This window comes from Streptomyces purpureus (assembly GCF_014648195.1).
Classification (GTDB): Bacteria; Actinomycetota; Actinomycetes; order Streptomycetales; family Streptomycetaceae; genus Streptomyces; species Streptomyces purpureus.
This window is the reverse complement of the sequence record NZ_BMQQ01000022.1, coordinates 22155-40425: the sequence shown is the minus strand read 5'-3', so window position 1 is coordinate 40425 and position 18271 is coordinate 22155. Positions and strand designations below refer to the sequence as shown.

Annotated in this window: 19 protein-coding genes; 1 reads left to right on the top strand and 18 read right to left on the bottom strand. The window is 70.5% G+C overall.

Going from position 1 to position 18271, the window contains the following annotated elements; all coding sequences use genetic code 11:
• Positions 1 to 207 precede the first annotated feature (207 nt).
• The 9 genes from IEZ01_RS24635 to rpsB form a co-directional block, all read right to left on the bottom strand.
• Entirely contained in the window at positions 208 to 1236 is a 1029-nt protein-coding gene (locus IEZ01_RS24635; RefSeq protein ID WP_019889807.1) for an ABC transporter ATP-binding protein, read from the bottom strand.
• Positions 1236 to 2852 (bottom strand): ABC transporter permease, encoded by a 1617-nt coding sequence (locus tag IEZ01_RS24630; protein ID WP_189203874.1) that lies wholly within the window; start codon positions 2850 to 2852, stop codon positions 1236 to 1238. Before IEZ01_RS24630 ends, IEZ01_RS24635 begins: the two co-directional genes overlap by 1 nt.
• Positions 2853 to 2905: 53 nt before the next feature.
• Positions 2906 to 3994 (bottom strand): thiamine ABC transporter substrate-binding protein, encoded by a 1089-nt coding sequence (locus IEZ01_RS24625; protein ID WP_189203833.1) that lies wholly within the window; start codon positions 3992 to 3994, stop codon positions 2906 to 2908.
• Between the two features lie 221 nt (positions 3995 to 4215).
• The gene (rlmN, locus tag IEZ01_RS24620) at positions 4216 to 5352 is read right to left on the bottom strand and encodes a dual-specificity RNA methyltransferase RlmN (protein ID WP_019889804.1); all 1137 of its coding nucleotides are present in this window, start codon (positions 5350 to 5352) and stop codon (positions 4216 to 4218) included.
• Between the two features lie 180 nt (positions 5353 to 5532).
• Positions 5533 to 6639: a phosphatidate cytidylyltransferase gene (locus tag IEZ01_RS24615; protein WP_189203831.1), complete on the bottom strand. Its 1107-nt coding sequence runs from the start codon at positions 6637 to 6639 to the stop codon at positions 5533 to 5535.
• Positions 6639 to 7196: a ribosome recycling factor gene (gene frr, locus IEZ01_RS24610; RefSeq protein WP_019889802.1), complete on the bottom strand. Its 558-nt coding sequence runs from the start codon at positions 7194 to 7196 to the stop codon at positions 6639 to 6641. Before frr ends, IEZ01_RS24615 begins: the two co-directional genes overlap by 1 nt.
• A gap of 141 nt (positions 7197 to 7337) precedes the next feature.
• Complete coding sequence (pyrH, locus tag IEZ01_RS24605) at positions 7338 to 8102, bottom strand: UMP kinase (RefSeq protein WP_019889801.1); 765 nt, start codon at positions 8100 to 8102, stop codon at positions 7338 to 7340.
• Between the two features lie 160 nt (positions 8103 to 8262).
• Complete coding sequence (gene tsf / locus IEZ01_RS24600) at positions 8263 to 9099, bottom strand: translation elongation factor Ts (RefSeq protein ID WP_019889800.1); 837 nt, start codon at positions 9097 to 9099, stop codon at positions 8263 to 8265.
• A 102-nt stretch (positions 9100 to 9201) separates the two neighbouring features.
• Positions 9202 to 10086, bottom strand: coding sequence for a 30S ribosomal protein S2 (gene rpsB, locus IEZ01_RS24595; RefSeq protein ID WP_019889799.1), 885 nt, complete (start codon positions 10084 to 10086; stop codon positions 9202 to 9204).
• Between the two features lie 304 nt (positions 10087 to 10390).
• Here rpsB and IEZ01_RS24590 point away from each other — a divergent pair, with 304 nt between their 5' ends.
• Positions 10391 to 10915, top strand: coding sequence for a murein hydrolase activator EnvC family protein (locus IEZ01_RS24590; RefSeq protein WP_019889798.1), 525 nt, complete (start codon positions 10391 to 10393; stop codon positions 10913 to 10915).
• 98 nt (positions 10916 to 11013) lie between these two features.
• Here IEZ01_RS24590 and IEZ01_RS24585 read toward each other — a convergent pair whose 3' ends face one another.
• From IEZ01_RS24585 to lepB (IEZ01_RS35165), 9 genes are all read right to left on the bottom strand, one after another.
• A complete protein-coding gene (locus IEZ01_RS24585; RefSeq protein WP_019889796.1) occupies positions 11014 to 11574 on the bottom strand; it encodes a TetR/AcrR family transcriptional regulator in 561 nt (186 codons plus the stop codon).
• Positions 11575 to 11627: 53 nt separating this feature from the next.
• Positions 11628 to 12464: an RNA polymerase sigma factor WhiG gene (gene whiG / locus IEZ01_RS24580; RefSeq protein WP_028798038.1), complete on the bottom strand. Its 837-nt coding sequence runs from the start codon at positions 12462 to 12464 to the stop codon at positions 11628 to 11630.
• A gap of 248 nt (positions 12465 to 12712) precedes the next feature.
• Positions 12713 to 14014, bottom strand: coding sequence for a DNA-processing protein DprA (gene dprA, locus IEZ01_RS24575; protein WP_189203829.1), 1302 nt, complete (start codon positions 14012 to 14014; stop codon positions 12713 to 12715).
• Positions 14011 to 15624, bottom strand: coding sequence for a YifB family Mg chelatase-like AAA ATPase (locus IEZ01_RS24570; RefSeq protein WP_189203820.1), 1614 nt, complete (start codon positions 15622 to 15624; stop codon positions 14011 to 14013). Before IEZ01_RS24570 ends, dprA begins: the two co-directional genes overlap by 4 nt.
• Positions 15624 to 15986 (bottom strand): YraN family protein, encoded by a 363-nt coding sequence (locus IEZ01_RS24565; protein WP_019889791.1) that lies wholly within the window; start codon positions 15984 to 15986, stop codon positions 15624 to 15626. The genes IEZ01_RS24570 and IEZ01_RS24565 overlap by 1 nt, the downstream gene beginning before the upstream one ends.
• A 140-nt stretch (positions 15987 to 16126) precedes the next feature.
• Positions 16127 to 16435, bottom strand: a complete 309-nt coding sequence (locus IEZ01_RS24560) for a DUF2469 domain-containing protein (RefSeq protein WP_005311352.1) — start codon at positions 16433 to 16435, stop codon at positions 16127 to 16129.
• Positions 16436 to 16490: 55 nt separating this feature from the next.
• Positions 16491 to 16991, bottom strand: coding sequence for an NUDIX hydrolase (locus IEZ01_RS24555; RefSeq protein WP_189203818.1), 501 nt, complete (start codon positions 16989 to 16991; stop codon positions 16491 to 16493).
• Positions 16988 to 17734 (bottom strand): signal peptidase I, encoded by a 747-nt coding sequence (gene lepB / locus IEZ01_RS24550; RefSeq protein ID WP_189203816.1) that lies wholly within the window; start codon positions 17732 to 17734, stop codon positions 16988 to 16990. Before lepB (IEZ01_RS24550) ends, IEZ01_RS24555 begins: the two co-directional genes overlap by 4 nt.
• Before the next feature lie 98 nt (positions 17735 to 17832).
• On the bottom strand, positions 17833 to 18271 hold a 439-nt coding region (lepB, locus tag IEZ01_RS35165), incomplete at its 5' end, for a signal peptidase I (RefSeq protein WP_229833202.1).

The following is an 18271-nucleotide window of genomic DNA, read 5'->3' as shown; positions in this document are numbered from 1 at the left end:
GGACGCTGTCCCGTACCGGACGACTCCGGTCCCGTACGGCCCCCGTAGCTCGGGCGCGCGGACCGTCACCGGCCGGGTCGCTGCCCGTACGGCCCTGACCCGGCCCTGGTAGCGGCGCATGTCCCGGCTGCCGCTGGCCGCTGGGGCAGGCCACCCCTGCTTGCCGACGCGCCACCCGGCGCGTCCGCAGTCGACCGCCGCGGGCCGTCACCCGCCGAGGACGACGACCTCCTCGGCGCGGAACGTCGCCCCCACCCGGGCCCCTTCCTCCGGCGCGTCACGCAGGGGGCACTCGGCCTCCAGCGGGGGCGCGTCCGCCGCGGGGCGCAGCGTCACGGCGACATGGCTGCCCCGGAACGTACGCGCCTCGACCGTGCACTCCAGCCCCTCGCCCGGCCCGCCGAGCCGCACCCCTGCGGGCCGCACCAGCAGCCGGCCGGGGCCCTGCGGGGACCCGGCGGGCACCGGCACGGCGCCCCACGGGGTCTGCGCGGCCGCGCCGCTGACACTCGCCGCCACGACGTTGTCGAAGCCGAGGAAACGGGCCACGAACTCGTCGGCCGGCCGCTGCCACACCTCCAGCGGCGTCCCGCTCTGCGCGACCCGCCCGTCCCGCATCACCACCACCCGGTCGGCCAGCGCGAACGCCTCCCCCTGGTCGTGGGTGACGGCGAGCACGGTCGTCCCCAACCGGCCGAACAGCTGCCGCAGTTCGACGACGAGACGCTCCCGCAGCGTACGGTCGAGCTGGCCGAGCGGCTCGTCCAGCATCAGCAACTGGGGCCGCGGCGCCAGCGCCCGGGCGAGCGCGACACGCTGCTGCTCCCCGCCGGAGAGCGCGGCGACCGACCGCCGCCCCGCCCCTGGCAGCCCGACGAGGTCCAGCAACTCCCCGACCCGTACGGCCTGTTCCGCCTTGGGTACGTGGTGCATCCGCAGCCCGAACGCCACATTGCCGGCGACGTCCCGCTGCGGGAAGAGCTGATGGTCCTGGAACATCAGCCCGACACCCCGCCGGTGCACCGGCACCCCACGCTGATCCGCGCCCGCGAGCAGCACCCGTCCGCCGTCGAGGGACTGGAGCCCGGCGACGGCCCGCAGCAGGGTCGACTTGCCGCTGCCGGACGGCCCGAGGACACAGACGATCTCGTGCTCGGCGACCTCCAGGTCCACGCCGTCGAGCGCGGCCCGCTCACCGAACCGTACGGTCGCATCGGTGACCGTCAGCAGTGCCATCAGAACTCCCCGGACGTGCGGTCGGTGCGGATGCGCTCCAGGAGCAGCAGCGCCACCGCGCACACCACCATCAGAATCGTCGACAGGGCCATCGCCTGCCCGTAATTGAGCTCGCCCGGCCGGCCGAGCAGCCGCGCCACCGCCACGGGCAGCGTCGGCCGGTCGGGCCGGGCGATGAAGACCGTCGCGCCGAACTCGCCCAGGGACACGGCGAACGCGAACCCGGACGCGATCAGCAGCGCCCTGCGCACCAGCGGCAGATCCACCTCGCGCCAGGCCCGCAGCGGGGAGGCCCCGAGCACCGCCGCGGCCTCCCGCAGCCGCTCGTCCACGGCCCGCAGCACTGGCAGCATCGTCCGCACCACGAACGGCACCCCCACCAGGGCCTGCGCCAGCGGTACCAGGATCCAGCTGGCGCGCAGATCCAGCGGCGGCTCGTCCAGGGTGATCAGGAACCCGAAGCCGACGGTCACCGCCGACACGCCGAGCGGCAGCATCAGCAGCGCGTCGAAACCGCGCACCAGCCGCCCCGCCCTGCGGGTGAGCGCGGCGGCGGCCAGCCCGCCGACGACAACGGCGATGACCGTGGCCACCAGCGCGTACTGGAGGGAGTTCCCGATCGCCTCCAGCGGCGGTACGAGGAAGGTGCCGCCGCTGTCGTCGACGCCCTGCAGGGCCCGGTAGAAGCCGAGCCCGTACCCGCCGGACGTGTCGAAGGACCGCTCGACCAGCACCCCGAGCGGCAGCAGGATCAGCAGGGCGACCGTGCCGAGCACGGCCGCCAGCAGCGCCCACTGCCCCGCCCCGTGCGGCCGGTGCGCGGTCCGCGCAGGGTCGACCAGCTTCAGCGCCGTCTCACGCCGGCGCACGGTCCAGGCGTGCAGCGCGAGGATGGCGCCGACCGCCACGAACTGCACCATCGTCAGCACGGCCGCCGTCGGCAGGTCGAGCAGATCGGCGGTCTGCCGGTAGATCTCCGCCTCCAGCGTGGAGTACGCCGGCCCGCCCAGGATCTGCACGACACCGAAGGAGGTGAACGTGAACAGGAACACCATCAGCGCCGCCGCGGCCACGGCCGGGCCGAGCGCGGGCAGCGTCACCTGCCGCCAGGCCTCGAACCGGGAGGCGCCGAGCACCCGCGCCGCCTCCTCCTGACGCGGGTCGAGCTGCGCCCACAGCCCGCCGACGGTCCGCACGACCACGGCGTAGTTGAAGAACACATGGGCGAGCAGGATCGCCCACGCGGTGGTGTCGAGCCGCAGCCCCCACAGCTCGTCGAGGAGCCCGCCGCGCCCCACCAGGGCGAGGAAGGCCGTGCCGACGACGACGGTCGGCAGCACGAACGGAACGGTGACGACGGCGCGCAGCAGCGTCCTGCCGGGGAAGTCGAACCGGGCGAACACATAGGCGCCTGGCAGGGCGATCAGCAGGGTCAGCGCGGTGGAGGCGAGCGCCTGCCAGGCCGTGAACCAGAGCACGTCCAGGATCTCGGGGCGGCTCAGCGTCTCGCCGAGCCGCCCGAGCCGCCAGTCCTCGCCGCTCTTCAGGCCCCGGCCGACGATGGAGAGGACCGGCCAGGCGAAGAAGACGGCGAAGAAGGCGACGGGCAGGACCATCAGGCCCAGCCGCGCCGCGCTTCCCCGCGCGGTGGTGCCACGGGCCCGGGTGCCTACTTCAGGACGAGCGAGGACCACGACTTGATCCACTGGTCGCGCTTCTCGGCGATCTTCTCGGGAGCCATGGTGTGCGGCTTGTCGACGACCACGCCGTGCTTGGTGAACAGCTCGGGAAGCTTGGCGTCCTTGACGGCCGGGTTCACGAACATGTTCAGCGGCATGTCCTCCTGGAACTTCTTGGAGATCAGGAAGTCGATGAGGGCCTTGCCGCCGGCCTCGTTCTTCGCGCCGTCGAGCAGGCCGGCGAACTCGGTCTGACGGAAGCAGGTGCCGGTGGACACACCGGTCGGCGCGGTGGCCGGCTGCGGCTCGGAGAAGAGGACCTCGACCGGCGGACTGGAGGCGTACGACACGACCAGCGGCCGGTCGCCCTTGGCCTTCTTGCCGCCCGCGGAGCCGGAGAACTCCTGGTTGTAGGCGATCTCCCAGCTGTCGACGGTCTTGACGCCGTTGTCCTTCAGCTTCTTCCAGTACGCCTGCCAGCCCTCGTCGCCGTACCGGGCGGCGGTGCCGAGCAGGAAGCCGAGGCCGGGCGAGGACCGCTCGGGGTTCTCGACGACGAGCAGGTCCTTGTACGCGGGCTTCGCCAGGTCGTCGAAGCTCTGCGGCGGCGCGAGCTTCTTGTCGGCGAAGTACTTCTTGTCGTAGTTGACGCAGATGTCGCCGGTGTCGATCGGGGTGACCCGGTGCTTGTCCTTGTCGAGCTGGAGCTCGGCCGGAATCCGGTCCAGGCCCTTCGCCTCGTACGGCACGAACAGGTCGTTGTCGAGGGCGCGGGAGAGCAGGGTGTTGTCGATGCCGTAGAAGACGTCGCCCTGCGGGGAGCCCTTGGTGAGGATCTCCTTGTTGACGGCCTCGCCCGCGTCGCCGCTCTTCAGCACCTTGACCGTGTAGCCGGTCTCCTTGGTGAACTGCGCCAGCACCTCCTTGGAGGCGTTGAACGAGTCATGGCTGACGAGGGTGACCGTCTTCGACCCCGTACCGGCGGCGGAGTCCTTGTCGCCGGAGCCGCACGCGGCGAGCGTGCCGACGCCCAGCGCCGCGGCCAGCACGCCGACCGTGATCTTCTTGGTGGTGCTCACTGATTCCTCCTGGGTGTGACCAGGAAGAGACGCGGCCCTGCCCGCGGCCGTGGCGGGCACGGCACGCGGACAGGGCGCAACAGCTCGAGTAACGACCGAACTTCCTACCCAGAATGACCTGGGCGAGGTTCAGAGGGTCTGCGGTCTGACGGTCACCGCACTCTCAGCGCTGTGGCGCTCCCCTGTCGGAATATGCAGATGTTCGAGCCCAGCGTACAAGGTCAGCGTTCCGAGGCCGCCAGCTGTCCACAGGCACCGTCGATCTCCTGACCGCGGGTGTCGCGGACGGTGACCGGCACGCCGTGGGCGGCGATGGCCTCGACGAACGCCTTCTCGTCCTCGGGACGGGAGGCGGTCCACTTGGAGCCGGGCGTGGGGTTGAGCGGGATCAGGTTGACGTGGACCCTCCCCCTGGCTCCGCCGGGGGGACCCCCAGCCTTGAGCAGCCGGCCGAGCAGGTCACCGCGCCACGCCTGGTCGTTGATGTCGCGGATGAGGGCGTACTCGATGGAGATCCGGCGGCCGGACTTCTCCGCGTACTCCCAGGCCGCGTCGAGGACCTCGCGGACCTTCCAGCGGGTGTTCACGGGGACGAGGGTGTCGCGGAGCTCGTCGTCGGGGGCGTGGAGCGAGACGGCGAGACGGCACTTGAAGCCCTCGTCGGCGAAGCGGAGCATCGCGGGCACCAGGCCGACGGTGGAGACGGTGATCCCGCGCTGGGACAGGCCGAGGCCGTCGGGCTCGGGGTCGGTGAGCCGGCGGATGGCTCCGACGACCCGCTTGTAGTTGGCCAGCGGCTCACCCATGCCCATGAAGACGATGTTGCTGAGCCGGGCGGGCCCGCCGGGGACCTCGCCGTCACGCAGCGCGCGCATGCCGTCGACGATCTGGTGGACGATCTCCGCCGTGGACAGGTTGCGGTCGAGACCGGCCTGTCCGGTGGCGCAGAACGGGCAGTTCATGCCGCATCCGGCCTGGGAGGAGATGCACATCGTGACCCGGTCCGGGTAGCGCATCAGCACGGACTCCACGAGCGTGCCGTCGTGCAGCCGCCACAGCGTCTTACGGGTGGTGTCGTCGTCGCAGGAGATGTGCCGCACCACGGACATCAGGTCGGGCAGCAGCTCCCCGGCGAGCTTCTCGCGGGACGCCGCGGGGATGTCGGTCCAGGCGGCGGGGTCGTGCGCGTACCGCGCGAAGTAGTGCGTCGACAGCTGCTTGGCGCGGAACGGCTTCTCGCCGATCGCGGCGACGGCTTCCTTGCGCTCGGCGGGCGTGAGGTCGGCGAGATGCCGCGGCGGCTTCTTGGCACCGCGCGGGGCGACGAAAGTGAGTTCTCCGGGCAGCGGACGGGCCACGGTCGGCGTCTCCTCAGAACGACGAGGTCTGATACACCCCCGCGTAGGGCGGGGAGCACGGCACGACGGCACCGCGGCGCGGGAGACCTCACGGGCCACCCCCGCGGCGGCGGGGACGACTCATTACGACGAAAGGGCTCGCGGTCACGCCACGAGCCCTTCCAGGATACCCGCTGTCTGTCAAGCGGTGCCGACGAAGATCACCAGCAGCAGCCAGACCACCGGCGCCGTCGGCAGCAGCGAGTCGAGCCGGTCCATGATCCCGCCGTGCCCCGGCAGCAGCGTGCCCATGTCCTTGATGCCCAGGTCCCGCTTGATCATCGACTCGCCCAGGTCGCCGAGCGTGGCGCTCGCCGCGACCGCCAGACCCAGCAGAAGGCCCTGCCACCACGTACCGTCGTCGATCAGGAACTGCATGCACAGCGCGCCCGCCGCCATCGCGAAAGTCACCGCGCCGACCAGGCCCTCGCGGGTCTTCCCGGGGCTGATCCGGGGCGCCAGCTTGTGCTTGCCGAAGCGCCAGCCGATCGCGTACGCGCCGGTGTCGCTGACGACGGTCAGCAGCAGGAAGGTCAGCACCCGCTCGGGGCCGTCGTCGGCGGTGAGCATCAGCGCGACGAACGTCGCCAGGAACGGCACATAGAACGCCGCGAAGACACCGGCCGTGACGTCCTTGAGATAGCCCTCGGGCGGTTCGATCATCCGCCACACCAGCACCGCGAGGGCGGTGAGCGCCATGGCGACCCAGGCGCCTTCAGCACCGCGCACATAGCCGGCCACCACCATCGCCGCACCGCCGACCGCGAGCGGCACGAGCGGTGCCTTGATGCCCTTGCGTTCCTCCAGGCGGGAGGTGAGCTCCCAGAGCCCGACCACCACGGCGACCGCTATCACGCCGACGAAAGCCGGCTTCCAGATGAACAGCGACGCGATGATGACGGCACCCAGCGCGACCCCGACCCCTATGGCCGCTCCGAGATCCCGGCCCGCGCTCTTCTTCTGCGGGGGCTGGGGCGACTGGGGAGGCTCCGCAGGCTGCGGGCTCGCCTGCGGCGGGGTGTCCATGGGCTCCTGCGGCTTCTCGTCACGGAACAGGGGACCGCTCAGCCGAGCGGCCCCCCGGTCGTCATCCTGGTCTCCGGCGGCCGGAACGTCGGGCACGATGGGCATGGGCCGAGTCTGCTGTGCCTCATGCCCATCGTAGGCGGGACCCGCCGGGGCAGGCCCCTGGTCGGGCGGACCCCAGTAGCCGGCTGTGGGCTGGGCCCCCCAGAAGGAGTCGTTCATCAGACCTCGAGCAGCTCGGCTTCCTTGTGCTTGAGCAGCTCGTCCACCTGCGCGACGTACTTCGAGGTGAGGTCCTCGAGGTCCTTCTCGGCGCGGCGGCCCTCGTCCTCGCCGATGTCGCCGTCCTTGATCGCCTTGTCGAAGGCGTCCTTGGCCTTGCGGCGCACCGAGCGGATCGACACCTTCGAGTCCTCGGCCTTGCTCTTGGCGACCTTGATGTACTCGCGGCGGCGCTCCTCGGTGAGCTCCGGGAACACCACACGGATGATGTTGCCGTCGTTGCTCGGGTTCACCCCGAGGTCGGAGTCGCGGATCGCCTGCTCGATGTTGCGCAGAGCGCTCTTGTCGAACGGGGTCACCACGGCCATCCGCGGCTCGGGAACCGAGAAGGAGGCCAGTTGGTTGATCGGCGTGATCGCACCGTAGTAGTCGGCGACGATCTTGTTGAACATCGCCGGGTGCGCACGCCCGGTGCGGATCGCGGCGAAGTCATCCTTGGCGACCAGGACGGCCTTCTCCATCTTCTCCTCGGTCTCGAGGAGGGTCTCTTCGATCACCACTTGCTCCTGCGTGTCTTGAGTAGGCGCGTCTTCTCCTGCACGGTGTCCGACCGGCAGGGCTTTGTCCATCCCCTCGCGGGGCCCCGGGAATGCCGGGGATCCATCCCCGGCGGACCGGGGATGCAGGGCCCGGGAAACTCAGGCCCGGGTGCCCTGGTCGCTCACGAGTGTGCCGATCTTCTCACCCTTCACCGCGCGGGCGATATTGCCCTCCGCGAGCAGCTCGAAGACGAGGATCGGAAGGTTGTTGTCCCGGCAGAGGGTGATGGCCGTGGCGTCGGCGACCTTGAGGTCGCGGGCGAGCACCTCGCCGTACTCCAGCGCGTCGAACTTCACCGCGTCGGGGTTGGCCTTCGGGTCGGAGTCGTAGACCCCGTCCACGCCGTTCTTGCCCATGAGCAGGGCCTCGGCGTCGATCTCCAGGGCGCGCTGGGCCGCCGTGGTGTCGGTGGAGAAGTACGGCATGCCCATACCGGCACCGAAGATGACCACACGGCCCTTCTCCAGGTGGCGCACGGCACGCAGCGGGATGTACGGCTCCGCGACCTGCCCCATGGTGATGGCGGTCTGGACCCGCGAGTCGATGCCCTCCTTCTCCAGGAAGTCCTGGAGGGCGAGGCAGTTCATGACGGTGCCGAGCATGCCCATGTAGTCGGAGCGTGCCCGGTCCATGCCGCGCACCTGCAGCTCGGCGCCGCGGAAGAAGTTTCCGCCGCCGATCACGATCGCGATCTCCGCGCCGTCGCGGACGACCGCGGCGATCTCGCGCGCGATGGCGTGCACGACGTCGGGGTCGACACCGAGACCGGTGCCGCCGGAGAAGGCTTCGCCCGACAGCTTCAGCATGAAGCGGCCGGCCTTTTTGCCGTGGTTGTCGTCGCCCTGTGCGGCGCCCTGATTCATGGAGATCTCCTCGTGCACATACGAAGAAGGCCATTGCCGGTGGGTGCTGGTGTCCCTAGCGGCAATGGCCTCCTCGTCAGATCTGCGGCTGTCCGGCGCGATTGCGCGAAACCCCCGCTGTGGAAACCCTAGCGGGCTCCCGTGTCGATCGCGTACCGGCTCAGATGCCGACCTTGATGCGCGTGAAGCGCTTCAGGGTGACACCGGCCTCGTCCAGCACCTGCTGGACGGACTTCTTGTTGTCGAGCGCGTACGGCTGGCCAAGGAGGGTGGCCTCCTTGAAGAAGCCGTTGACGCGACCCTCGACGATCTTCGGGAGGGCGGCCTCGGGCTTGCCCTCGGCGCGCGTGGTCTCCTCGGCGACGCGGCGCTCGGCCTCGACGACCTCGGCCGGGACGTCCTCACGGGAGAGGTACTTCGGCGCGAAGGCGGCGATGTGCTGCGCGACACCCTTGGCGAGGTCGGCGTCGGCCTTGTCCAGCTCGACCAGGACACCGATCTGCGGCGGCAGGTCGGGCATGGTGCGGTGCATGTAGGAGAAGACGAAACCGTCGGCGAACTGCGCGAAGCGGTCCAGGACGATCTTCTCACCGAGGTTGGCGTTGGCCTCGTCCACGAACGCCTGGACGGTCTTGCCGGCCTCGATCTCGGAGGCGAGCAGCGCGTCGATGTCCGCCGGGGAGGTGGCGGCCACGTGCTTGGCGATGTCCGCGGCGGCGGCCTGGAACTTGTCACCCTTGGCGACGAAGTCCGTCTCGCACTTCAGCTCGACCAGGACACCGGAGGTGTTGTCGTCGGCGATGAGGGAGACAACGGCACCGTTCTCGGCGGAACGGCCCTCGCGCTTGGCGACGCCCTTCTGGCCCTTGATGCGAAGCGCCTCGACGGCCTTGTCGACGTTGCCCTCGGCCTCGTCCAGCGCCTTCTTGCAGTCCATCATGCCGGCGCCGGTGAGCTCACGGAGCTTCTTGACGTCAGCGGCGGTGTAGTTCGCCATGAGTCTGTATTTCTCTCTCGAAGTCTGAAAGATCTACGAAGATCTACGGGTCAACGGCGGGGGCCTCGTGAGCCCCCGCCGTCGACAACCGAAGTGTGAAGGTCAGGCCTGCTCGGCGTCCGCGGCCGGAGCCTCGGCAGCCTCGGTGGCCGGAGCCTCGGCAGCCGGAGCCTCAGCAGCCGGAGCCTCAGCGGTCTCGTCGGCCTTCTTCTCGCCCTCGAGCAGGTCGCGCTCCCACTCGGCGAGCGGCTCGCCGGCAGCCTTCTCGCCCGGCTTCGAGTCACCGGTGGCGACGCCGGAACGGGCGATGAGGCCCTCGGCGACGGCGTCGGCGATCACGCGGGTGAGCAGGGTGACGGAGCGGATCGCGTCGTCGTTGCCCGGGATCTTGTAGTCGACCTCGTCGGGGTCACAGTTGGTGTCGAGGATCGCGACGACCGGGATGTGGAGCTTGCGCGCCTCACCGACGGCGATGTGCTCCTTCTTGGTGTCGACGATCCAGACGGCGCTCGGCACCTTCTGCATCTCGCGGATACCACCGAGGGTCTTCTCCAGCTTGGCCTTCTCGCGGGAGAGGACCAGGAGCTCCTTCTTGGTGAGGCCGGAGGCGGCCACGTCCTCGAAGTCGATCGCCTCAAGCTCCTTCAGACGCTGAAGGCGCTTGTAGACGGTGGAGAAGTTGGTGAGCATGCCGCCCAGCCAACGCTGGTTGACGTACGGCATACCAACGCGCGTCGCCTGCTCGGCGATGGCCTCCTGGGCCTGCTTCTTGGTGCCGACGAACATGATGGAGCCGCCGTGCGCGACGGTCTCCTTGACGAACTCGTAGGCGCGGTCGATGTACGACAGCGACTGGAGCAGGTCGATGATGTAGATGCCGTTGCGCTCGGTGAAGATGAAGCGCTTCATCTTCGGGTTCCAGCGACGGGTCTGGTGACCGAAGTGGACGCCGCTCTCCAGCAGCTCCCGCATCGTGACGACGGCCATGGCCGTATCTCCTTGGATTTCTCGGTTATGTCCTGACGCCCCGACGCGCCGTGCCACAAGGGACCGAAAAGGCGCTGCCACGACTTTTGAAGGCTGTGGCGGGGCGTGCGAAGTCGACCCGGTGACCCGGATCGCCAACAGAAGTGTACGGGACCCGCGCGGTGCCGGGTGACGGCGCTGTCCACAACCGGTCAGCCGTCCACCCACTTGTCCACAGGCCCGGAGCCGGATCAGCCCCCTGCCGCCGGATCCGCGGGACGCTGTCGCCATGAACCACTACACAGCGTTAGCACTCCTCCTGTCCATGGCCCCATGGGCCGCCTGGACCGACCCAGGCCCGGGCGGGCCACCCGCGCTCACCAGCTCAGTCGGCCCCACCGGGCCTGTCGGCCGCGCCTGGCCGCTGGGACCACCCGGGCCCACCATCGTCCGCGGCTGGCAGCCACCCGCCACCCCCTACGGCCCCGGCCACCGCGGCATCGACCTCGCCGCCCCACCAGGCACCCCCGTCCACGCCGCCGCCCCCGGCCACATCTCCTACGCCGGCCCCGTCGCCGGCCGCGGCGTCCTCACCATCACCCTCACCGGAACCGGCGAACCGCCCCTACGCACCAGCTACGAACCAGTGACCCCACTCGTCACCCAAGGCGACACCGTCACCGCAGGCCAAATCATCGCCACCACCACAACCAGCCCCCACTGCCCGGACAGCTGCCTGCACTGGGGCCTACGCAGAGCCGACACCTACCTCAACCCCCTCACACTCCTGCCACCCCACCTCCTACGACGCCCACCGTCGAGGCTGCTGCCGGTGACAGGCATGCCCTGACGAGGTAGGGGCGGGGGCGGGGCTGAGCTCAACCGTGGGGAGGGGCGGACGGGGGGTGGGGGGCCGGGGGGGAGGGGGGAGGCCCCCCAGGGGAGGGATCAGGGGGTGCGGACGCCGTGGAGGGCCATGGAGACCGCCGTACGGGCGATCACCGTGGGGTCCTCGGCCGCTCCGAGTTCGATGCGCCGGACCGCGGCGTCGACGACGCCCTGGAGCAGCATGGCGGCCAGGCGGGGTTCGGGCTGGCCGAGGTCCGCGAGGGCCTCGACGATCATGGCGACGAGTCCGCCGTGTGCGGCGCGGATCTTCTCGCGGGCTCCGTCGTCGAGTTCGCTGGCGGAGATGGCGACGACGGCGCGGTGCCGGCGGTCTCCCACGAGCTCCAGCTGCTGGCGTACGTACGCCTCGACCTTGCCTTCGGGGGTGTCCGCGCGCTGCATGGCGGCCTCGACCTCGGCGGCCCAGAGGGGGAAGTCGACGGCGCAGAGCTCTTCGACGACGGCGGCGCGGGAGCGGAAGTACTCGTAGACGGAGGACCTGGCGAGTCCGGTGCGCTCGGCGAGGGCGGGGAAGGTGAGGGCTTCCGTTCCGCCTTCGGACAGCAGGGAACGCGCGGCGTCCAGGAGGGCGCCGCGCTGCATGGTCCGGTGCTCGGCCACGGAGGCCGCTCGAATCCTGGGCACGGCTCCACTCTACGACCGGGGCTTCGGCGTCAGCGTCCTACATCGGCCAGTTTGGCCCGGAGCTGGAGGACGGATTTGGTGTGGATCTGGCTGACGCGGCTCTCGGTGACGCCGAGGACGTGGCCGATCTCGGCGAGTGTGAGGCCTTCGTAGTAGTAGAGGGTGACGACGGTCTTCTCCCGCTCGGGGAGGGTGTTGATGGCGCGGGCGAGCAGCCGTCGCAGCTCTCTGTCCTCCGCGACTTCGACGGGGTTGTCGGCCGCGGTGTCTTCGAGGGTGTCCATCAGGCTGAGGCGGTCGCCGCTTTCGCCGCCGACGTGCAGCAGTTCTTCGAGGGCGACGACGTTGGCGAGTGACAACTGGCTGAAAACAGCGTGTAGTTCTTCGAGGGCGATGCCCATCTCGGCTGCGACTTCGCTCTCGGAGGGGGTGCGGCGCAGCTGTGCTTCGAGGGTGGCGTATGCGCGTTCCACGGCGCGGGCCTTCTGGCGTACGGAGCGGGGGATCCAGTCCAGGGCGCGGAGTTCGTCGATCATCGCGCCGCGGATGCGGGTGATGGCGTACGTCTCGAATTTGATGGAGCGTTCGACGTCGAACTTCTCGATGGCGTCGATGAGTCCGAAGACTCCGGAGGAGACGAAGTCGGCTTGTTCGACGTTGGAGGGCAGCCCCACGCTGACGCGGCCGGCGACGTATTTGACCAGGGGTGAGTAGTGCAGGATCAGCTGCTCCCGGAGCCGCTCGTCGCCCGTGGCCTTGTAGGACCGCCACAGCTCGTCGAGTGACGAGGGCGCGGGTGGCCGCACGGTGCCCCGGGCTGCGGGGGGCACCGCAGTGCGGTCAGACCCGGAGGTGTGCTGGGGCATGTGTTGCCTTGAGCCGTTCTGCCGTGGGGTGCGGGATGGCGGGTGCGTGTACCTGGGTGGGGATTTCGGTGAGCGTAGCGTGACTGGGCTGTCGCGGTGAGCGAACAGGCGTGGATCGCCCCTGGGCGGGAGGCTGCCGTCGGGCACATCTTCGAACGGGATCCGACGCTGTGTGCGTCGGCTCCCGCGGGGGTGCTGTGGGTGGTGCGTGGGTCATCGGCATCACTTTTTCACCCGAATGCCTCAGGTCAAGTACCGCCTCGCCGCTGGTTCGTCGTGCCGCGTGAGGGGTGGGAGAGGGTCCAGTCGTCGCCGTGTCGTTCGACGAAGCCTAGGGCGTGGAGTTCGTACAGCTTGGCGAGCGTGTCGTCGGGGTGTGTGGAGGCGCGGAGGGCGATGTCGGGGGCGCGGAGTGCGCCGTGGCCGGGGAGGGCTTCGAGTACGCGGGCCGCGGTGGGGTCGAGGAGGTCTCTGGGGAGGACGGGGCCGCGCCGGACGGGGGCGAGGTCGCCGATGTCTCCGACGAGTTCGATGACGTCGGCGGCGTCGGTGACCAGGGTGGCTTCGCCTCGCAGGAGTTCGTGGACACCTGCGGAGAGGCCGCTGGTGACGGGTCCGGGGATGCCCATGGTGTGGCGGCCGAGGCGCTGGGCGTTGCGGGCGGTGACGAGGGAGCCGCTGCGGTATTCGGCTTCGACGACGACGGTGCCGCGGGTCAGTGCGGCGATGACTCGGTTCCGGAGGATGAATCTGGCGGGTGTGGGGTGACTTCCGGGTGGGAGTTCTCCGACGACGAGGCCTTGTTCGGTGATGCGTGCGATCAACTCGGCGTGACCTCGGGGGTAGGCGGTGTCGACTCCGCAGGCGAGTACGGCGATGGTGGCGCCGCCTGCGGAGAGGGCGCCGCGGTGGGCGGCGCCGTCGATGCCGAAGGCTGCGCCGGAGGTGACGACCCAGCCGCGTTCGGCGAGGCCGGACGCGAGGTGGGCGGCGGTGTGGGTGCCGTAGGGGGTGCAGGCCCGGGCGCCGACGACGGCGACGGAGCGCAGCGACCAGGTGCGCAGGTCGCCGGGGCCGCGGGCCCAGAGGCCGATGGGGCGGGCGTCTCCGAGGTCGTCGAGTTGGGTGGGCCACTCGGGGTCGCCGGGGATGAGGAAGCGGATGCCGTGGGTGTGGGCGGTGGCGAGGTCGTGTTCGGGGTGGGCTGCTGCGGCGCGGGTGCGCCAGCCGTGGATGCGGCGTTCTCCGGTGGGGCCGAGGCTGCCTTGTTGGTGGGTGGGTGTGGTGAGGCGGGCGAGGAGGCCGGTGGCTCCGTACTGGCGTAGGCAGCGTCCGCCGTGTTGGTCGCCGGGTTCGATGGTGCGGGTGAGGGCGGCGCGGGCGAGGCGTTCAGCGGTGCGGTTCGCGTCGGGGATGGGGTTCGTACCGACGGGATTCGTGTCGAGGTTAGGGGACAAGTCAGGGATACGGGCTGAGTCGGGGATGCGGGACGGATCAGGGTTACGGGACGGGTCGGGGGTGCCGGGGTTTTGGGGGCGGGGCGGGGTCATGGGCGGGCTCCGACTGCGGCGGGGATTCCTCGGGCGATGCCGGTGCGTAGTTCGAGGGCGAGGGCGACGTCCTCGGTGAGGGGGCGGTCGTGGCCGGCGAGGTCGGCGATGGTCCAGGAGACGCGGAGGACGCGGTCGAGGCCGCGGGCGGTGAGCAGTCCGCGTTCGATGTCGCGTTCGGCGGCGGCGAGGGCGCCGGGGGCGACGAGGTAGCGGGTGCGGAGTTCGTGGCCGGGGACTTCGCTGTTGACGGTCCAGGGGGTGTCGTGGAGGCGGGCGGCGGCGCGGTCTCTGGCTTCGTGGACGCGGGCGGCGACGGTGGCGGTGGGTTCGCCGCGGCCGCCTTGGGCGAGGAGGTCGGAGCGGGTGACGGGTTCGACTTCGACGCGGAGGTCGACGCGGTCGAGGAGTGGGCCGGAGAGGCGGGCTTGGTAGCGGCGGATGAGGGAGGCGGGGCATTCGCAGCCGGCGCCGTGGAGGGTGTGCCGGCCGCAGGGGCAGGGGTTGGCGGCGAGGGTCATGAGGAAGCGGGCGGGGAGGCGTACGACGCCTGCGCTGCGGGCGATGACGACGTGTCCGGATTCGAGGGGCTGACGGAGTGCGTCGAGGACTTTTCCGGAGAATTCGGGTGCTTCGTCGAGGAAGAGGACTCCTTTGTGGGCGAGAGAGACGGCGCCGGGGCGTGGCAGGCCGTTGCCGCCGCCGACGAGGGATTGCATGGTCGCGGAGTGGTGTGGTGCGCAGTAGGGCGGGCGGTGTACGAGGGGTTCGCCGGGCGGGAGGATGCCGGCGACGGAGTGGATGGCGGTGACTTCGAGGGATTCCTTCTTGGTGAGGGGCGGCAGGACGCCGGGGAGGCGTTCGGCGAGCATGGTTTTGCCTGCGCCGGGTGGTCCTGTGAGCAGGAGGTGGTGGCTGCCGGCGGCGGCGACTTCGATGGCGGTGCGGGCGCCGTGTTGTCCGGCGACGTCGGCGAGGTCGGGTCCGTCGGTGGGGTCGTGTGCGAGTCCGGTGCCGACGGCGGCGCCGGGGACGACGAGGCCGGCGAGCATGGCGTCGGGGCGGCCCTGTTCGGCGGGTTCTTCGTCGGGGACGGGTTCGTCGGTGAGGACGGCGATGAGCTGGCGCAGGCTGCGGACGCCGAGGACGGAGACGCCGGGGACGAGGGATGCTTCGCCGGCGGTCTGTTCGGGGACGACGACCTGGCGGTAGCCGGCTTCGGCGGCGGCGAGGACGGCGGGCAGGACGCCGCGGACGGGGCGGGCGCGGCCGTCGAGGCCGAGTTCGCCGATGAGGACGAGGTCGGCGATGACGCGGGGGTCGATGCGTTCGGCGGCGCCGAGTACGGCGGCGGCGACTGCGAGGTCGAAGCCGCTGCCGCTCTTGGGAACGGATGCGGGGCTGAGTCCGACGGTGAGTTTTTTCTGTGGCCAGTCGGCGCCGGAGTTGACGATGGCGGCGCGGACGCGGTCGCGGCTTTCGCTGAGGCTTTTGTCGGGGAGTCCGACGAGGGTGAAGGCGGCGACGCCGGGTTCGAGGTCGGCCTGGACTTCGACGACGACGCCTTCGACGCCGACGAGTGCGACGGAGCAGGTGCGGGCGAATCCCATCAGGCCACCCCCTGGGCGTGGTCGACGACGGGTGCGCCGCGGCGGGGCAGGATGATGCCGATGAGGTCGATGCGCAGGCCGCCGGGGGGTGGTCCGCCGTGGCGGTGGAGCCAGCAGGCGGCGAGTCGTCTGAGCCGGTCGGCCTTGCTGGGGGTGATGGCGGCCATGGGGTGCTCGTAGGCGCCCTGTCTGCGGGTTTTGACTTCGCAGACGACCAGGGTGTCGCCGTCGTGGGCGACGATGTCGATTTCTCCGGTGCGGCCGCATCGCCAGTTGCGTGCGATGACGGTCATGCCGTGTGCGGTGAGCCGGCGTGCGGCCAGCTCTTCTCCGTAGCGTCCGAGTGCCCCCGTGGCGTTCATCGGTAACCACCTCCGCGGACGACTGTGGCGGGTCGCCGCGGAGCTTGTGGATCTTGGTGGATAACCGACCGGTTGTGGAAAACCGGATCACTCGTTCGGGGACTGGACGGCGGGCGGCATGGGCGCCCGCCGGTCCGTGATCAGCTGCCGGGGAGTTCGAGGTCGCTCTTGTTGAGCTCCTCGATGTTCACGTCCTTGAACGTGAGGACGCGTACCTGCTTGACGAAGCGAGCGGGCCGGTACATGTCCCAGACCCAGGCGTCGGCCATCGAGACCTCGAAGAACACTTCACCCTGGACCGAGTGCACCTGCATCTCGTAGTCGTTGGTCAGGTAGAAGCGACGCTCGGTCTCGATCACATATTTGAACAGCCCGACGACGTCGCGGTACTCCCGGTAGAGCTTCAGCTCCATCTCGGTCTCGTACTTCTCGAGGTCCTCGGCGCTCATGGCATGTTCCCCTTCAGCCGTGCGTCCCCCTATTGTGCGACAGCCTCCTGCGCCCCTAGACGATTTCCGGGGCCAGGACCACCGGTGCGCTCGGGGGTCCCTCGTCGAGCAGGGTGCGAAAGAGCTCGGCGAGTCTGGTCGGGTACACCGTCTCACGGGCCGCCGACAGTTCGGCGGAGGTCCACCACCTGAGACCGGTGACACTGCGGGTCTCCAGTTCGGTGAGGGTGCCGAGCGCGGCGGTGGTCTGGGTGGTACGTGCCAGGAAGTACCACTCGTCCTGGTCCCAGCGGCGGCCGTCGAACGGGAACGAGCAGTGCCGCTGCCAGAGCACCGGGCCGAGAACCACGTCGGTGATGCCGGTCTCCTCGGCCAGTTCCCGCAGGGCGGCCTGTTCCCGGGTCTCGTCGCCCTCCAGGCCGCCGCCCGGGGTGAACCACCAGGTCTGGCCCGGGTCGTCCGGCTCGTAGCCGTGCAGGAGGAGGATGCGGTCGTCGGGGTCGAGCAGGATCACCCGCGCGACCCTGCGCAGGTCCTGGCCATGCGGCTCGGTCATCCCGTCATCGCCTTCCCGCGCTCCCCCGCCGGTCGCCGGGACAGGAGCCGCGCCAGCGGCCCGTACGCGCACCCGGCGAGGATGAGTGCCGCTCCGGCCACCACGGAGCCCAGGATCAGCTTCACCGGGCCCGGCCGCGACACTCCCCCGGGCAGGGCGGCGAAGGCGGCCGGCCGGTCGATCACGCTGCCGAGCGGCCAGGCGACGGCGTCGACGCGGGCGCTGACGGCGCTGCGCGGTACGGAGCCCTGGCCGGCCTCGCGGAGGTGGACGCGGGAGTCCAGCGAGGTGAAGCGCTCGTCGCCGAGGAGGAAGAGGTTGCCCTGGGGCACGGTGGCGGTGAAGTTCTGCGGCGAGGCGGGGCCGCCCTTGTCCCGCAGATACGGTTCTTCGACGGCCTTGCCGTTGATCGTCAGGCGCCCGTCGGTGTCGCAGCAGGCGACCTTGTCGCCGCCCACCCCGACGACGCGCTTGATCATGGGCAGGTCGCTCCAGACCGCGTCCTTGAAGATGACGATGTCGCCGCGGCGGACGTCGGCCCCGTCGATGCGCTGGGCCAGCACCCGGTTGCCCACGTCGACAGTGGGGGTCATCGAGTCGCTGGGGACCGTGTAGGGCTTGTACTGGACCGCGCCCCAGGCGAAGCCGCCGAGGAAGAGCACACAGCCGACGGCCACGGCCAGCCCCGACAGTGCGCTGCCGAGGCGGCCGCGGCCGCCTTCCGTCCGTACAGTCCCGCTCATCCCAGCGCTCCCCGCGTCGGAGGTTCGATCTGGGACGGCACCCTACCCGCGCTCCCCTACTCGGCGGTATGCCCGAGCGCCCCGGGGAGGGGGGTCACTCAGTCCTGCTGAAGGGCGTCCTGGTGGCGCCGCTTCCTGCGCACAAGGAGCAGCGGTACGGCACCCACGGCGCCGATGCCGGCGAGTCCCGCGGCTCCGGGGGCCACGACCGCGGCCGCGCTCAGGCCCTGCTGGTCGAAGGCGGCCGGCACGGGCAGGGTCGCCCAGCGGGTCAGCGGCCAGGCCACGACGACGGCGCGGCCGACGACCTTGTCGTTGGCGACGGTGCCGTTGCCGGGGAGCTCCTGGTGGTAGCGGGAGTCCAGGGAGTTCTGGCGGTTGTCGCCCATGACCCAGATCCGGCCCTCGGGCACCTTGATCGGCCCGAAGGGCTGGTCGTCGCAGGGGGTGGAGCCGGGGTAGATGTAGGCGGTCTCGTCCAGTTCCTTGCCGTTGACCGTGACCTTGCCGCCCTTGCGGCACTGGACGGTGTCGCCG

What these genes read in the sequence shown, in the direction of transcription:
- whiG (WP_028798038.1), bottom strand. Translation starts at nt 12,464, where the DNA reads ATGCCCCAGCACACCTCCGGGTCTGACCGCACTGCGGTGCCCCCCGCA.
- IEZ01_RS24635 (WP_019889807.1), bottom strand. Translation starts at nt 1,236, where the DNA reads ATGGCACTGCTGACGGTCACCGATGCGACCGTACGGTTCGGTGAGCGG.
- lepB (WP_189203816.1), bottom strand. Translation starts at nt 17,734, where the DNA reads ATGAGCGGGACTGTACGGACGGAAGGCGGCCGCGGCCGCCTCGGCAGC.
- IEZ01_RS24590 (WP_019889798.1), top strand. Translation starts at nt 10,391, where the DNA reads ATGGCCCCATGGGCCGCCTGGACCGACCCAGGCCCGGGCGGGCCACCC.
- rpsB (WP_019889799.1), bottom strand. Translation starts at nt 10,086, where the DNA reads ATGGCCGTCGTCACGATGCGGGAGCTGCTGGAGAGCGGCGTCCACTTC.
- IEZ01_RS24555 (WP_189203818.1), bottom strand. Translation starts at nt 16,991, where the DNA reads ATGACCGAGCCGCATGGCCAGGACCTGCGCAGGGTCGCGCGGGTGATC.
- tsf (WP_019889800.1), bottom strand. Translation starts at nt 9,099, where the DNA reads ATGGCGAACTACACCGCCGCTGACGTCAAGAAGCTCCGTGAGCTCACC.
- pyrH (WP_019889801.1), bottom strand. Translation starts at nt 8,102, where the DNA reads ATGAATCAGGGCGCCGCACAGGGCGACGACAACCACGGCAAAAAGGCC.
- dprA (WP_189203829.1), bottom strand. Translation starts at nt 14,014, where the DNA reads ATGACCCCGCCCCGCCCCCAAAACCCCGGCACCCCCGACCCGTCCCGT.
- IEZ01_RS24615 (WP_189203831.1), bottom strand. Translation starts at nt 6,639, where the DNA reads ATGAACGACTCCTTCTGGGGGGCCCAGCCCACAGCCGGCTACTGGGGT.
- IEZ01_RS24560 (WP_005311352.1), bottom strand. Translation starts at nt 16,435, where the DNA reads ATGAGCGCCGAGGACCTCGAGAAGTACGAGACCGAGATGGAGCTGAAG.
- IEZ01_RS24570 (WP_189203820.1), bottom strand. Translation starts at nt 15,624, where the DNA reads ATGGGATTCGCCCGCACCTGCTCCGTCGCACTCGTCGGCGTCGAAGGC.
- IEZ01_RS24565 (WP_019889791.1), bottom strand. Translation starts at nt 15,986, where the DNA reads ATGAACGCCACGGGGGCACTCGGACGCTACGGAGAAGAGCTGGCCGCA.
- IEZ01_RS24630 (WP_189203874.1), bottom strand. Translation starts at nt 2,852, where the DNA reads ATGGTCCTGCCCGTCGCCTTCTTCGCCGTCTTCTTCGCCTGGCCGGTC.